The following is a 15,539-nucleotide window of genomic DNA, read 5'->3' on the forward strand; positions in this document are numbered from 1 at the left end:
TTCATCACCCGACAATATCAACATTGGTAACACACCGCGTGAACAGGTAAAATCAGCAAACTCGCGTACGGATTCAAATGGAGGGAAGGATTTCATCTGCCGCGACCCGATAGAATTCATCCTGCTCGTAACTCACGTCGGTGATGACCACGTGATCCGCACCCCTTGATTCCTGTACGCCGATCCACCGTATCACATCGTCAGGCGATTCCGCGATGAGGAATGCGTTGTTCACGTCCTCACGTGAGACCCGCTTCGTCGAGGCTTGGAGTTCCCGGGGATCACTCTCGTCCAAATTCTCGGGGAGAACAGTCGAAGCGAACGAATCCATGATCCGATCAGTCAGCCGTTCTTTGTCCCCAAATCCGCCGACGGACTGAAATACGACATCCCCGTCGCCTCCATGGTCGCGGTAGGGCCGTACCACTCGCGATTCGACGTCTGGAACGCCGGCGATAGTGATGAGATGATCCCCGTATTCGGCGGCGAGCCGAGCACTCCTTGGCCCCGTTGCGGCAAAATAAATCGGCATCTCCTGCTCGGGCTGTTCGTAGGGATAGATCGGTTTGAAGACGAAGTGCTCCCCGTCGTAGCCGAAGAAATCATCGCTCGACCAGTAGGTTCGGATAATATCTATCGCTTCTTCCATGCGATCAGCCCGCTCACTCCAAGACGGCCACTCGTCGACGAACGGATGTTCGTTCATCCGTTCACCGGTTCCCACCCCAAGCCGGAATCGTCCCGGATACATCTCGTCGAGCGTTGCGGTCGCGTTGGCGATCACGAGCGGGTGATAGCGATACAACGGTGGCGTTACGAACACCCCTATCGGGATGGATTCGGTTCGTTCGAGTGCCGCCCCCAGCCACGACCAAGCGAATGGTGCGTGCCCGTCCGTGTGGAACCATGGCTGTAGATGATCGCCGAACCAGAGCGAATGAAAACCGGCCGCCTCCACCTTCTCCGCTTGATCGAGATAGTAGCCGGGCGGCTCGTACATCCCACCTAAGTCAATCCCCAGTTGCATACCTCTGATTGGATCCCTTCGATGTTAACCGTTAACTCGCATCATTCCGAGAACCCGTGAACAGGTAAGTTACCCTTCGAAGTCCGGCGACTGGAGAGAGCGAGTAGGGATGGAGAGTTCACGCTAACGGTGAGTACGCAGACGGAGTCGCGTCGATACACGTACGAGCCACGGTCGCGATGTAGCTCTGGCCGCGACAAAATCTCTCAAAAGGTCAGCTGATACCATATTACAAATCATTTCCATTTCGTCGAAAATTCTTGTACAAATTCAGTCGAGAAGCGCTCGAGCTCGCTCTTTGAGAAGTGATCTAACTTGTCAACGATATGCCTTAGAGAGCGAATGTATCGTATTTATTGTGTCGGAGTATTCAGGGCAAATTCTTTAATAGGTTCTTAGGCTACCCTCTCTTGGGTGGGGATCGTGACAAACAATAACACGACACAAGGGAAAAAACCGCGAATCTCTCGTCGGACGTTCCTCGCGACGACAGGTGCCGCCTCGACGACAGGATTGGCTGGATGTCTCTTCGGTTTCGACCAGGGCGGTTCTCAGGGTGGTACGAAGAGCGGACAAAACGCCGTCGAACTCACCTTCTGGCATCAGGAGAGTGTGCCCCACAGAGTGGAGGTTTTCAAGCGGTTTATCGACAAATTCAACAGGGAAAACGACGGCATCAGGGTGTCCCAACAACCACAGAGTTGGGATGCCGTCTTCGGAAAGCTCACGAGCGCACTCAATACGGGCAACGAACCCGATTTCATGTTCTCGCTGCCTGCGTTCACGATGACGTTCCAATCGCAGGGTGCCCTCGTCGACGTAGGGGAAATCGTGGACACGGTCGATAAAGACCGATCCTTGTTCGACAACACTGTCACACCGTTCAGGTATGACGGAGGAACGTGGGGCGTCCCGATGTGGGACATGGTCTTTCTAACCCACTATCGCACGGACAAATACGGTGGACAATCCTGGTCCCCGCGGAATTGGCAGGAATGGCTCAAAGACGCGAGCAACGTCACGAATCAGGATCAAAGCAAGTACGGTATCGTTCTTCCCGCGAACAAGAATCTCTGGACTACCGAAAACCTCTATACACTGATGATCGAGAACGATGCCTACGTTTACGGGCCGGACGGGAAGATCATGTTCGATACCGAAGAGACCGTCGAGACGCTGGACTTCTACAAGCGAATGTTCAATCAGGCCAGTCCTCCGGAGGCGACCGCCTGGGACTGGGCGGAATGGGAACAGGCGTTGCTCCGCGATACGGGATACTCGACGAACGGCTTCTCGTCGTGGGTTCGAAGCCTTCAGGCGACACCGTTGGCCGACAAGTTCGGTGCGATCCAACAGCCTCCACCGAGGGAAGGGATGCCCTCTCGTTCCATCCACTACGTGAACAATATCATGGTGTTCAATGAGAAAAAGAAGAATGCGATTGGCACGTTCATCGAGTGGCTCCATCGCCCGGAGAACTACGGCGCTTGGCTCGCGGAGACCGAACCGACACTCTACCTACCCGTTACGGAAACCGGAAAGAACGCCAAGTCGTTCTGGGATCACGAACTGATACAGCGATATAGAGGGATGGTTCAAACCCAATTCGAGGCGCTTCCGAGGGCGTCCATCTACGGATTCAGGGATATCCACACGAAAAACAACCTCTACATCCCGAGCGTTGGGACACTAGAGGGCTCGCACGCGCTAGCCGAGGTCGTCCAGCAACTGGTGGTGAGGGATAAATCCCCTGAGGAAGCCGCCTCGTGGGGCCAGAACCATCTGGAAAACGTCCTCGGGGTCGGCCCGAGCAAGAAACTAAAGGGGCAAACGTGAGTTTCAGCGAATATCTTCCGGTTCGCCGGTTTCGCACGCGGGGAGATGGGCGGATGCGACTGGGGTTACTGCTCATACTTCCGGCAGTTCTCCTTGTTGCTATCTCCTTGATCTATCCGTTTCTCGGAGCGATCCAGCTCAGTTTTATGAATAGTTCGCTTAACGAATTTGTCGGTATTCAGAACTATCAAGCCATCTTCAGCGGGAACGCGTTCTGGTCGACTGTGGTTAAGAGCTTCCTCTGGACAATCGCGAATCTGGTATTACAGGGCGTTGTCGGGATAGGGGTTGCACTGTTGCTCCATCGCAGTTTCTTCGGCCGCGATGCCGTTCGCACCGTCATGCTCATTCCATTCGTGGTGCCGACCGCGGTTACCGCAGTCGCATGGCAGTGGGTGCTGAACGGGACGTACGGGCCGATAAACACCTGGTTATTAGGTGCCGACGTGATTCCTGCCAGTGTCAACCCGCTTTCGACGGCCTCGTTAGCGTTCCCAACGGTCATTTTGATCAACACGTGGCGATGGGCACCGCTCGTGGCGCTGGTCGTCTTCGCAGTGCTACAAACGATCCCTCGGGAGGAGTACGAAGCCGCTCAAATCGAAGGTGCTGGAATGATCGCCGAGTTCTATCACGTTACCTATCCTCACCTTAAGAGTTCGATGCTCGTACTCGGCCTTATCGGATTCCTTCTCACGTTCAACATCTTCGACCTCATCTGGTTACTCACCGCGGGTGGCCCGGCAGGAATCACGACGACGCTCCCGGTGTTGATCTACGAGATGGCGTTCAACCTGCAGAACATCGGACTGGCGAGCGCGATTAGCGTCGTTCTGTTCGTTATCCTGGTCGCTTTCGTCGTACTGTACTTCCGCCAACGTGAATTCAAGGAGAGTGAACTCGGATGAACATTAACAAGTATACCGCGTATCGTCGATTGACCGACCTGGCACGATTTACGTTGCTCGTCATCGTGCTCGTCGTGTTCCTCTTCCCGTTCTACTGGATGTTCAAATCGTCACTGGAACCGTCGGCGGTACTGTACGGGGATGTTCTCTTAATCCCGGCCGAATACACGACCCAGTATTACGAACGCGTTCTCCAGATCGGATTCCTCAACGCCGTGAAAAATAGTCTCATCGTCGCTATCGGAACGACAGTTCTGTCTACTGCGGTCTCTCTGTTGGGCGCATACAGTGTGCTTCGATATACGTATCCCGGACGGGTGTTCGCGTCTCGGCTTATCCTCTTGACGTACATGTTCCCTCACGTCGCTCTCATCGTCCCGATGTACCAATTGGCGTCTACATTCGGGCTGCTCGGTAACCCGGTTACGCTCATCGTCATCCACTCGATGCTCGCACTGCCCTTTTCCCTTTGGATCCTTCAGGCGTTCTTCGAGGATATCCCTCGAGAACTCGAAGAGGCGGCGCTCGTCGAAGGGGCGACGGAGTTCGGGGCGTTCGTTCACATCACTGTTCCGCAGGCACTTCCTGGTATCATCGCCGCGGGGACGTTTTCCTTCATCCTGTCGTGGGGAGAGTACATGTTCGCCTATGTGCTAATGACGGACACGGCCAGTCACACCGTCCCCGTTGCGATCTATCAACTGCTCGGATCGTACGCCATCGACTGGGGATTACTGAGCGCCGTCAGTGTCGTGGCGACCTTGCCGGTCCTGGCGTTGTTCTGGTTGATGGCGAAGTATCTCGGAAAAGGAATCGCCCGAGGAACGGGTGCACTGTAACCATGGCACAAATCGAATTACGCAACATACGGAAACAGTTCGGCGATACGACTGCCGTCGATGGAATCGATGCGACCATCTCGGAGGGATCGTATACGATGATCCTCGGCCCTTCCGGATGTGGCAAGACGACGACGCTCCGAATGATCGCGGGGTTAGAACGACCCACGGAGGGGGACATCCTGATGGATGGTGAAGTCGTGACGGATAAGCCGGCACGAAAGCGGGATCTCAGTCTCGTGTTCCAGAACCTTGCCCTCTGGGATCACAAGACGGTTCGCGAGAATATGGAATTCGGGCTAAAGATGCGTGATATCGGAAAGGACGAACGACAGAACCGCATCGATGAGATTGCGGGAATACTTCAGATCGAGGACAAACTCGACGTGTCTCCGTCGACGCTCTCCGGCGGCCAACAACAGCGTGTCGCGCTCGGACGGAGCCTCGTCCGTAAACCGGGCGTACTTCTCCTTGATGAACCATTGTCGTCGCTCGACGAGCGGCTCCGACTCGAGATGCGAACTGAACTCGCTCGTATCCATCAGGAACTGGATGTCACGTTCGTTCACGTCACTCACAATCAGGAGGATGCGATGACGATCGCCGACGAAATACTCCTGATGAACGAAGGGCGGGTGCAGCAGTTCGACCGGGCGTTGAACTTGTATCACCGGCCCGCCAATGAGTTCGTCGCCAATTTCATCGGTACGCCGAGCATGAACCTATTCGACGCGGAGTTCGTCGACGATACTGACGTGTATCTTGATGCCGGGGCGTTTAGACTGACGATTCCGGAGGATATGTCGGATCGATACCGTGGACACGTCGTGGAGGATCAAATCCGTGTTGGAATCCGCCCCGATACTCTTCGGTTCGATGCACGGGGACGAAACGGAGACCCATCGTTCGACGCCTCGGTTTCAATAATCGAGACGTTCGGAGATTACAACTGGTATTACCTTGACGCCGGGTTGGAGGACGATATTGTGGTTCAATCGGCGGACGAACGGGTGATGGACTCGGTGGGGACGGGAGATTCGGTCACCCTCTCCATCGGAGCCGACAGGATCCACCTGTTCGACAAATCGAGCGGAACGCGGATTGTCTGATGCCATTTCGCTGCTCACACTGCCGGGAAATACAATCGCCCGCGACGGCCGTTTGTCCGCGCTGTGGTGGATTCATTCAGTACGAAGCGGCGACCGGTGCGGAGTTGCGAGCTGCCGTGGATGGTGATTTCCGGGCAGCGCTTCCCTCCTTTGACGCCGAAATAACGGCGGGAGAGGGTGAAACGCCGCTCGTGGACCTCGCTGTGGGGCAAGACGACCGACGGATCGGATCGAACGTGACCGCAAAACTGGAGTCGTTGAACCCGACGTGTTCGTTCAAGGATCGCGGGAGCGCACTCGCCGTCTCGGCAATCCGCAGTTCGGAGACGTCCTTCGAAGCCGTCGTCGTCGCGAGCACCGGAAATACTGCAACGAGTGTCGCCGCGTATGCCGCGCGCGCCGATATCCCCTGTGCAATTCTCGTGCCTGCGGGACCCTCCTCGGCCAAACTCGCACAGGCCGCAGCGCACGACCCCACGATTTTCACCGTCGATGGAACGTTCAGCGATTGTTTCGATCTCAGTCAACGCGTCGCGGACGAGCGCGTATTGAACGCGACGGCGGTCTATTCCGCGAATGCATTCGTCGCATCCGCGAACCGGACCGTCGCGTTCGAACTTGTCCACCGACTCGGTAAGACTCCCGATTGGGTTTCAGTTCCAGTCGGTGCTGGGCCACTTCTAGGCGGGGTGTATCTCGGGTTTCGCGAACTGCGGGATGCGGGAATCACGGGCTCGGTACCCCGGATGCTCTGCGTGCAGGCAATGGGATGTCACCCAATCGTTCGGGCCGTCGAAGACGAGACACCGGTTACGTCGTGGGATCGTCCGATTCGGACGAACATCGGGGCAATCGCTGACCCACTCCGTGGATATGCCGAAGACGGTGAACACACTCGGCAGGCGATCCTTGCGAGCAGCGGAACAGCGGTCGCACTCGATGACGCGACGATCAAGTCGTGGCAGAAGACGTTGGCGTCCGAAGGAATTTACGCGGAATCGGCGAGTGCGGCGAGTGTCGCGGCGATTGCCCACTGTGATGCCGTTGCAGAGGACCATTCCGCCGTCGCGCTCGTTACCGGGCACGGTTTGAAAGAGCCATCGAGCAACGAAGTGCCGACCAAGGACATCGATACGGATATCGACACCGTTCGGGACGCGCTTCTCAACTGAACTCCGTGTACTCGGCAATAATTCTGGATAACGTGCGGATGCAGCCGTCATCATCGCTCATGTCGAGTCGACGACATGCACGCGGAAGCAACCCTTTAGCCCATTGTTACCGAAAAGCAGTATGTGCCGACGATTGAAGCGGAGCAAAGACGCGGTTCTAACCGAATCCCGAACGCAAGCAAGGTGGGAGTGATCAACTCGTGAGCGCCGATATTGGAATCGTCGGATTAGCATCGTTTTACGGTCCCGCCTATGCCGAGTGCGCGGCCCGCGAGGGTGACGTCTCGGTGACTGCCGTGGTACAGGGCGAGGCGACCAACGACCAACTCGCGCGCCTCTCCCGACCGACGGCGGCAGCATTCGCATCCGACTACGACTGTACTATCTACGATTCGGTGGCTGAACTGCTGGACGATGCTTCGGTGGATGCTGTGGTCGTCGCGAGTCGGACTACGCGCCGTGCCGACGACGCGATTCGAGCACTCCAATCGAAGCGACCCGTTCTCACAGGGAAACCGGCGGCCGCACATGCGAGCGACGCACGACGATTGGCCAAAGTAGCATCCGACGCGAATCTTCCGACTGTCACGACGAGTCCGGCGCGTTTCGATGATGCAGTCCAAGGACTTTCCGAACGAGTCGAGCGTGGTGAGATCGGTAATGTACTTCGTGCTACTGCTTCGATCAGACACGATCGCGTCCCTGAAGCGGGGATAGAGGCAAACGCCGAACACGCCCCCGGGGAGGCTGGCTCCGCCTACGCAATGGCATTTTACACCGCAGACGCACTGCTCTGGCTGATCGAATCGGAACCAAAACGTGTATATGCGGAGTATAGTAACCGGAACACGCCGTATAGTTCGCATCCCGATTTGGGGGTTGCGACGGTTCAGTTCGAAAACGGGAGTATCGGTTCGATGACGATGACTTACTCAACTGACTGTCGGGATCCACTTGGCAACTGGGAGTTCGAAGTCGTCGGGAGCGACGGAATGATCAGAACCCGACAGGAGGGTTATGAAGGGATTCACTGGCAGGGCGAATCCGCCAACCGAGTACCGATGCTGTTTAAACGGACACAGAGTCCCGTATTGGAACGACAATTCACGGCGTTTGTCGATGCAGTACGGGAGAACGGCGAGTTCGATGCGGTTCCTCCCTCTCCACATCACACCGCAAAGGCACTCGCTCTCTGTGAAGCGTGGGAACGGTCGGCTGAAAGGAAGAAACCGGAAATTTTCGATTATTGAGTTCCAGCCCAGCCGTTATTCCGTCAGATACTATCGAATAAAAGCCTTGAGGTTGGGTTAAGAATCGAAGAAAGCGCCAAGAAAATAGTTGCTGATCGATATTTCATCAGAAATCAACTCCTCCCGCTACTTTTGCGAGATATTCTCGGCTTTGACATCCCTGTCTGTGAATTTGCACTATGCCGAAACGTGTTGTGAAGAACTATCGTCCCGTATAGATATTTGTGCTTCCGCACTCGGGACACTGTGTGAGCATTCCAACGGGCGGATGCGATACCTTCTTCCAACTATCACCCGCTGGCGCTTCGAAACCACACCGAAGACATCGAAGTTGCTGTCGATCAGTGGATTTGGCCATAGTGGTATTCATTCACACGGGTAGATAGCCTTTCGGGGAACCCTGCTCGAAATTGGCGAAACCTAGAGGCTGAAAGTACCCTACGGAGCCGGCTGCAAGCGAACTTCTAACGCACTGCACATACTGTCTTGGATACAAGAGGGGGCTCAACTGATGCTAGAGTGGGTACAATCGCTTATCGCGTCGCCGGGCGGAAGTGACGGGAGTGGCGAGGCAGTCGATCAAAACGAAGATTCCGACGTCGCTCGCCTCACGGACGCAGAGACGCGCTCCGAGTTCAGTCACGAATATATATCGATAGTACGAACCTTGTCCACGCACTCTCGGATTGTTCGCCGACGCGCTTGTTGGAGGTTGGATGCGGGTACGGTCAGCTTACGCCGTGGATCGCCGACTGTGCTGACGAGCACTACGCGATCGATCCTGCGCGGTCGCTGCTTTCAGCCGCCCATAGGAAGTATCCGGACGTGTGGTTCCAGCGCGCACGGGCGGAGATGCTCGAGCAAATACCACTCGATTTCAATCATTGAAAGTCCTCAAGCACAATGCTCTGTGCGATCAGAAGGAGGCCGAGGCCAAGTACAAGGAGGATAACTGGAGCTAATATTAGCAGCAAGCCAATGATGAAAACGTGCTACGAATGATAGCTTTTGAATCTCGAAATCAATCTTGCCGTTTTTAACCATTCTTAATCTTCTATCGTTAAACTGGAGAAAAGCTACGACGCGAATAGTTATATATTATCCTATAAATTTCGAATTTGACTCCGCTAGTGATTGAAAAGCAATAATCAAAATTAGTCCACCACCTATTTTCCTCGAGTACTCGTCCTCGACTCAAGGCTAGACAGGTATTTTTATGATCAGGAACGCCACAAGAAAGCCGACGACCGTAATCAGTCCGATAAACGGTTGCGCGTTCGCGAACGCTTCGGGAATCATGGACTCGGCGAGCATGGCCAACACGCCGCCCGCCGCGAACGCGAGAATCGTAGCGGGAACTGCCGGGGCAGCGGAGCCAAGCAAGAGGTAACCAGCGGCCGCTGCCATTCCACTAATCAGCAAAATCCCGGTCCAGAGACTGAAGATGTATCTGCTGGAACGACCCGCTTTCTTCATGCCGGTAGCGCTTGAAAGTCCCTGCGGGACGTTCGCGAGAAAGAAGCCGGCGACCAGACCGAGGCCGATCGTTTCACCGGCCAGCACCGACAGGCCAATCACGAGGGACTCCGGAATACCATCGAGGACGGCACCGACCGCGATTGCCAGTCCACTCCCTTTGTATTCCGCTTCCGACGGTTGCTCGACACAATCACCGCAGCGGTTGCGGTGCTTGGCCCCACGCAGGGCTAGCCGCCAATTGATGCCGGAAAATGCAGTTGCACCGAGCACGAATCCGACAGTGGCCGCCATGGGGCCGCCTTCCCTGAACGCCGAATCCATCAAATCGACGGATAAGACGGCGATGAGCACGCCTCCGCCGAATCCCATGGTAGTAGCAATTATACGATGGGACAGCCGACCCCCCAAGGCAACAGCAACCACTGCGCCGATCAGGAGCCCGGATGCTGCCAGCAATCCCCAGAGTGCGGCCTGTGCGATCATCGCCAACTTCGTTTTCTGTTTTTGGGGGGTTTGTTTTGCTTGAGATAACGATTAGATGTGCCTGCACCTAACGCAGCGGTCTGAACGCAGTGCGGATCTCGGCTGTGAACAGCTCCGGCTGCTCCCATGCGGCGAAGTGTCCGCCCTCGTCAACCTCGTTGAAGTAGCCGACGTCTGGGTAAACCGTCTCCACCCAGCTGCGCGGGGCCGGGAAGATCTCGTCGGGAAACGTTGTGAAGCCGACGGGAACTGAGACCGCGGGAGGAGCTTGGCCGGTCTCACGCGCTGCGGCTCGTCCTGTCTCCCAGTACCACCGGGAGGCCGAGGCGCCGGTGCCCGTCAGCCAGTACAGCATGATGTTGTCGAGGATGTGGTCCTGCGTGAGATTGCCCACGGGCTCGTCGTCGACGAACGCGCGGGAGATCTTGTAATAGCTGTCCGTGTCGTGGTCGAGCATCCAGGCCGCCAGCCCAGCGGGTGAATCCAGCAGGGAGTAGCCGATCGTCTGCGGCCGGGTGGACTGCTCCAAGAAGTAGCCGAAACCGTCCTTCGTAAATGTCTCGAGCGCGTTGTGTGCTGCGCGTTCCTGCTCGGATTCCGCCGGCAGCTGATCGACGATGAACGGTGCCCCCGCGAGCAAACTGAGGTGGATGCCGACCAACCCGTCGGGTGCCTGGCGGCCCATTACATCGGTGACGAGTGCGCCCACGTCACCGCCCTGGGCGACGTAGCGGGTGTAGCCGAGCCGGCCCACGAGCTCCGCCCAGGCGCGGGCAATGCGGCCGGAATCCCAGCCGAGCTCGGTCGGCTCGCCCGAGAAGCCGTAGCCGGGCAGGGACGGCAGAACCAGGTGGAATGCGTCTTCGGCGCGTCCGCCGTGGGCGGTCGGGTCGGTCAGCGGGCCGACGGTCTCGAGCATCTCGATGACCGAGCCGGGCCAGCCGTGTGTCATGATCAACGGCAATGCGTTCTCGTGTCGCGACTTCACGTGGATGAAGTGGATGTCCACCCCGTCAATCTCGGTCGTGAACTGAGGCAGTGCGTTCAATCGTGCCTCGCATGTGCGCCAGTCGTACTCGGTCGTCCAGTAGTGCGCGAGCTCCTGCATCGTTGCGAGCTGCACGCCCTGCGACCGATCCTCGACGAGCTCCTCGGACGGCCAGCGTGTTGCCGCAAGGCGTCGGTGGAGGTCTTCGAGTTCCTCTTCAGGAACGTCGATGTTGAAGAATTCGACGTCGGTTTGGCTCCCTTGGGGCATGATATCATCCCACATCACGTCGGGATTGCTGGAGGGAATGCGGCGGATTTGCTTAGTTATGAACTTTGGACAGCGATGAAAGCCTGTCTTCACCCCGAGAAACGGTTTCCTACCGCGAAACGAGCCTGGTTACTCACGAGGTGACTGTATTCCCCGTCGAGAGCTTGGATCGACAGCCGAGTCCGCCATAACCGCTGCTCGCCCCGGTCGCATCAACGTCTACTACGAGGTAATGCTTCGTTGTTGGATACAGCCCCCAGAATGTCGTCTCCTGTAAATCGGAAAGAGACCTCGCCATATCTACCCGTTTATGAATACCGGCGAATTCGTGATGTCTTTCGGTGCAAGATACGCACCCTGTATCTTGCAGTGGTTCACTGAGTTACCGAGCTGCTGTCAGAATTCCCGTGCTGAATACAGAGCGTGCATTTGCCATTTCTCTTCAGTCCATCCCTAGGAACAGCAATTTATGCGGTTGAGAGCCGTGCCTCGATATTGGGGGAGAGTATGGGAGATAGAAACCACCTTCATGTGTGCCGACACTGTGGAAATGTTATGGCAACGTCTACGACGACCGGTCCGCGAGAGTGTTTCAACTGCGGGGGAACGGACTTCTCTCGATATATAAGTATTCCAGAACCACCTGGTGAAAAATAGAAACCACTTCACGGGCAACGATCCACGTCACTGAGTTCGGTCGAAAGAGACGCATCAGAGCTTAGCGGCCATATTTGGGGGTCCTCGACTACGTACAAGTTAATTCGATCCCAGAAATTCCATGCGTAGCCGGACCGCACAAGTTCCCAGGCAGCCCACGCTGCGGTCTCCTCGTCAGAACGTCTGACCGCCTTTTGAAGCAAGCTGGAAACAGTATATCGGTTCACTCCGGACTTGGTCTCGTTCTCGCCACACTCATCGCCGAAATCGTTTGTTGTCGCTCCCTCCCCGTCGTCAGTCTTGTATGTCGCTTCGTCGTCGGTTCGCAATTCCCCATCTGATCCGAACGTGGCCCGTTTCTTCTCGTCCATACGGAGGTCTCAAGTCTAGCGGATAAAATAGGTGGGCAAATTAAGCGCCGACGACCGAATGAGATTTGCGGAATGATACAGAACATCACCTGAAATCTTGGTCCCGAATAATGGCGCAAAGATCGATCTGGGGGCACCGTGGATAGTCTACTGCCGCTTATGGTCTAAGAAGCAGCGATTGACTGTATGACTTCGGCAGCCTCCACTTCTGTCTTATTTATTCCCCAACCCTCCTGTAGGTCACGTCGAAATCCACATCCCATTCAGCCCCATCGTCTGAGCGTTCCGAAGTGCCTTCGATCGTATCGCCATCCTCGCTGAAGGTGCCTGTGAAACGTTGTGCAAACCCAGGTGTGTCCCGCCAAATCTTCCAGACACCATCGCTCAGACTCATGTGGTATACGCGAAAGACGTCACGCGAGTCGGAATAGAGCATTGTGAACTCCTCGTTCGAATCGTCTAGACCGATGACTGACACAGCGGACCGCGGTGCGTTCTCAATCCATTCCGTGGGTGCGTCCGACAGATCAACGGTCTCTGAATGGTGAACGAGGAAGGCACCATCTTCTATCCAATTGAACGTTTCCCGTCCCCCTCGAAACGTTTGCCCGTCTATTCTCACTTCCGTCTCCCACTCACCGACGAGCCGATTTAATCGGCGAAGAACCGGATTCGATTCCGCAGATTGGCTGTTCGCTTCTTCATCAGACATAATCTCCTACTAGGAGGCGGGCCATCATCAAGACTCGTCCGAACATGTTTCGCCTCGTTTTACTCATATTTCATCTAAGGAGTCGGAGAGTTTTGGAGTGGGTGTAATACTACTTATGAGATTAGGTGGTAAAAGCGTAACCTCCTGCTGAATAGAGGGCGTGAAACCAGCAAGGCGATATCTACAACGGAGTGACCTCGGTAAGTCGAGAAAAAGTTCAAGCTCATCCGTGTCCTTTGTACGTAGGTTATGGAACGATACGTCGATGGATTCGTCTTCCCGGTCCCGACTGATAACCTCGATACGTACCGCGAAATGGCTGCTGAGGCCGGACAGCTGTGGATCAACCATGGTCCCCTCGAATACTTCGAAGGAGTTGGAGACGACATGGAGCCAGATATGGAAGGCATGTCGATGCGGACGTTCCCACAGCTTACCGAAACCGGGGAGGATGAATCGGTCGTGTTCCCATTCATCGTGTTCGAGTCACGGGAGCATCGCGACGAAGTGAACGCAAAGGTGATGGACGATCCCGCGATGAACCCAGAAACTTTCGATGAGGAGATGCCCTTCGACGAAGAACAGATGGTCTACGGCGGTTTCCGCTCCATCGTCAGCTACGAGGAGTGATAACGGAGACTCCGCAAGGAGTAGATCGGTCCACGCCTCGATACTACTACCGAACGGCTGCCGTTGCCGAGATATCACACCAACTGGTGTGACGAGATGCGCACCACGAACTGCGCATACACAATCTCTTAGACCATCTCGATTACGTATGAGTCAATAGACTTGATGTTAGTGTCTTTCACATCTCCCTCGAATTTGAACACTTCACAAAATGCGTGAGTGCCTCCACTGTCGGGGGTTATGACACCGGTCACAGCTGCCTTATCACCGTGGGGGATGATGTTTTCGACTGTCACCTCGGAAATTCCATCGAGGAAGAGATCCATCGAGTCCACGATGCTCTGTTTCCCATCGAATGTTTGCTCACCGACGATCACCAACTGAGCGTCGTCGGTGAGCATCGAACGGATTGCCTCCTCGTCGCGCTCTGCGAACGCAACGTAAAAGTCCGAGAGGACCTGCTTTCTGGGCGAGTTGTCACAATTCTCTTCGATCGTGAGTTCGGGCATGATGTCTATGCCTGTTCGATTCGGGCGCTCTTATAGCTGTAGTCGTTTTAAATTTATAGTCCTTGGAAAACCCTCTCCCTCAAGCAATGCACTCTAATGTAGGGAGCCTGTATTGTGGGTAGAATCAGTAGTTGCACAAAATGAACCAGATAACTAGTTTGTTTGGGGAAATCATCGCGGATATTGAAGCTACTCTTTTATTTAGCCCTAGTACTACTAGTTATAACGGATATAATAATATAGTCAATACTGTAGTCATCGCTGAGGAAAACGAATTCGATGACGGACAGTTTATCGAATTGCCTATCGACTTCCGAGACGCAGCCGAACTCTTTCAATTTGGAATCACAGGAGCACTCGACCAGCGATATATTGAAGAGGGAACAACTGTGATTTGTGTAACCAATCTTTTCCATAGTGATGCTGATTCGATTACTCGTGTTTCAGTTGATAGGAATAACAAGAGTGAACTCTATGATTTCTTTGCTCATTCACGTGCTAAACCATCCGTCATCAGAGAGGTGCTCAAATTAGCCATCAGACTGGGAAAGCAAGGGCAGAAAGGTGAACCAGTTGGTGCTCTGTTTTCTATTGGCGATGCAGGCACTGTAATGAATTCATCCCGCTCACTATCATATAACCCATTTGATCAATCCCATGTTCGCGCTGGCGACCCAATAATGAGGGTTATGCTAAAGGAGTTTTCTAGACTTGATGGTGCATATGTCATCTCGGATTCGGGTAAAATCGTGAGTGCCTATCGGTATCTCGAACCAACAATCGAGAATTTCGATATTCCAAAAGGACTTGGAACGCGGCATCACGCGGCGGCAGCGATCACAAACGAGACCGATGCTATCACAATTGTTCTCAGTGAAAGCGATAGTCGCGTTCGGGGGTTCAAGAATGGAAATATGATCTTCAATATTAACCCCGAAATGTACTGATCGTGTGTAGTACTATGACGGCATGCCGAGGGTAATGTGGTCCCACGTCCGTTCATAAAGATAATAGATCACTGTCTTGACTGCACTAATAGCGACGCCAATGTTGAGGGCTTCATTAACGTCACCGACAAGCAACCATGTGATGCCAATCGTGAGAGCAAGCATAAGTACTCGGTAAATGATAGTCTTCATGATGACTCGCCACCGGTTTTGATGGGGTGTAGGGCAAATTATTGACCTATTCTGGGTAACTAAACTCACTCGTATAAATACGTATTCGCAACTCATCAAAGACATTTAGATGGGAATAATCCGGTGGTTTTTGTAGAGTCCGAACGTAATCCGCAAACAG

The 15,539-nt window shown here is 54.7% G+C and carries 15 protein-coding genes and 1 pseudogene; 9 read left to right on the top strand and 7 right to left on the bottom strand.

The window, feature by feature from the left end:
• Positions 1-73 precede the first annotated feature (73 nt).
• Complete coding sequence (locus LIX00_RS21825) at positions 74-1,027, bottom strand: TIGR03557 family F420-dependent LLM class oxidoreductase (RefSeq protein ID WP_227357145.1); 954 nt, start codon at positions 1,025-1,027, stop codon at positions 74-76.
• A gap of 423 nt (positions 1,028-1,450) precedes the next feature.
• On the opposite strand from LIX00_RS21825, the gene LIX00_RS21830 reads away from it, so the two are divergent.
• The 7 genes from LIX00_RS21830 to LIX00_RS26185 all read left to right on the top strand — a co-directional run bounded on the left by LIX00_RS21830 (position 1,451) and on the right by LIX00_RS26185 (position 9,029).
• Entirely contained in the window at positions 1,451-2,863 is a 1,413-nt protein-coding gene (locus LIX00_RS21830) for an ABC transporter substrate-binding protein (RefSeq protein WP_227357146.1), read from the top strand.
• Positions 2,860-3,771, top strand: coding sequence for a carbohydrate ABC transporter permease (locus LIX00_RS21835; RefSeq protein ID WP_227357147.1), 912 nt, complete (start codon positions 2,860-2,862; stop codon positions 3,769-3,771). Before LIX00_RS21830 ends, LIX00_RS21835 begins: the two co-directional genes overlap by 4 nt.
• On the top strand, positions 3,768-4,610 hold the full coding sequence (locus LIX00_RS21840) for a carbohydrate ABC transporter permease (protein ID WP_227357148.1): 843 nt from the start codon (positions 3,768-3,770) through the stop codon (positions 4,608-4,610). The genes LIX00_RS21835 and LIX00_RS21840 overlap by 4 nt, the downstream gene beginning before the upstream one ends.
• Positions 4,611-4,612: 2 nt before the next feature.
• Positions 4,613-5,719, top strand: coding sequence for an ABC transporter ATP-binding protein (locus LIX00_RS21845; protein ID WP_227357149.1), 1,107 nt, complete (start codon positions 4,613-4,615; stop codon positions 5,717-5,719).
• Positions 5,720-5,835: 116 nt separating this feature from the next.
• The gene (thrC, locus tag LIX00_RS21850) at positions 5,836-6,891 is read left to right on the top strand and encodes a threonine synthase (protein ID WP_227357150.1); all 1,056 of its coding nucleotides are present in this window, start codon (positions 5,836-5,838) and stop codon (positions 6,889-6,891) included.
• A 200-nt stretch (positions 6,892-7,091) separates the two neighbouring features.
• Complete coding sequence (locus LIX00_RS21855; protein ID WP_227357151.1) at positions 7,092-8,141, top strand: Gfo/Idh/MocA family protein; 1,050 nt, start codon at positions 7,092-7,094, stop codon at positions 8,139-8,141.
• A 705-nt stretch (positions 8,142-8,846) separates the two neighbouring features.
• On the top strand, positions 8,847-9,029 hold the full coding sequence (locus tag LIX00_RS26185) for a methyltransferase domain-containing protein (protein ID WP_227357170.1): 183 nt from the start codon (positions 8,847-8,849) through the stop codon (positions 9,027-9,029).
• Between the two features lie 312 nt (positions 9,030-9,341).
• Here LIX00_RS26185 and LIX00_RS21865 read toward each other — a convergent pair whose 3' ends face one another.
• The 4 genes and pseudogenes from LIX00_RS21865 to LIX00_RS21880 all read right to left on the bottom strand — a co-directional run bounded on the left by LIX00_RS21865 (position 9,342) and on the right by LIX00_RS21880 (position 13,101).
• Positions 9,342-10,103: a ZIP family metal transporter gene (locus LIX00_RS21865; RefSeq protein ID WP_227357152.1), complete on the bottom strand. Its 762-nt coding sequence runs from the start codon at positions 10,101-10,103 to the stop codon at positions 9,342-9,344.
• 67 nt (positions 10,104-10,170) lie between these two features.
• On the bottom strand, positions 10,171-11,361 hold the full coding sequence (locus LIX00_RS21870) for an epoxide hydrolase family protein (RefSeq protein WP_227357153.1): 1,191 nt from the start codon (positions 11,359-11,361) through the stop codon (positions 10,171-10,173).
• A gap of 737 nt (positions 11,362-12,098) precedes the next feature.
• A pseudogene (locus tag LIX00_RS21875) lies at positions 12,099-12,389 on the bottom strand (hypothetical protein); the annotation flags it as partial.
• 217 nt (positions 12,390-12,606) lie between these two features.
• Complete coding sequence (locus LIX00_RS21880) at positions 12,607-13,101, bottom strand: hypothetical protein (protein WP_227357154.1); 495 nt, start codon at positions 13,099-13,101, stop codon at positions 12,607-12,609.
• 249 nt (positions 13,102-13,350) lie between these two features.
• Between LIX00_RS21880 and LIX00_RS21885 the strand changes: the two genes are divergently transcribed.
• Positions 13,351-13,731, top strand: coding sequence for a DUF1428 domain-containing protein (locus LIX00_RS21885; protein ID WP_227357155.1), 381 nt, complete (start codon positions 13,351-13,353; stop codon positions 13,729-13,731).
• A 128-nt stretch (positions 13,732-13,859) separates the two neighbouring features.
• On the opposite strand, the gene LIX00_RS21890 is transcribed toward LIX00_RS21885, so the two are convergent.
• A complete protein-coding gene (locus tag LIX00_RS21890) occupies positions 13,860-14,240 on the bottom strand; it encodes a nuclear transport factor 2 family protein (RefSeq protein WP_227356641.1) in 381 nt (126 codons plus the stop codon).
• A gap of 140 nt (positions 14,241-14,380) precedes the next feature.
• On the opposite strand from LIX00_RS21890, the gene dacZ reads away from it, so the two are divergent.
• Positions 14,381-15,187: a diadenylate cyclase DacZ gene (gene dacZ, locus LIX00_RS21895; protein WP_227356645.1), complete on the top strand. Its 807-nt coding sequence runs from the start codon at positions 14,381-14,383 to the stop codon at positions 15,185-15,187.
• 12 nt (positions 15,188-15,199) lie between these two features.
• On the opposite strand, the gene LIX00_RS26190 is transcribed toward dacZ, so the two are convergent.
• Positions 15,200-15,484 carry a DUF2061 domain-containing protein gene (locus LIX00_RS26190; protein ID WP_368410777.1) on the bottom strand — a complete coding sequence of 95 codons (285 nt, stop codon included), beginning with the start codon at positions 15,482-15,484 and terminating at the stop codon, positions 15,200-15,202.
• Between the last annotated feature and the right edge of the window lie 55 nt (positions 15,485-15,539).

Origin of the sequence: Haladaptatus salinisoli (assembly GCF_020614375.1) — an archaeon.
GTDB classification, from domain to species: domain Archaea; phylum Halobacteriota; class Halobacteria; order Halobacteriales; family Haladaptataceae; genus Haladaptatus; species Haladaptatus salinisoli.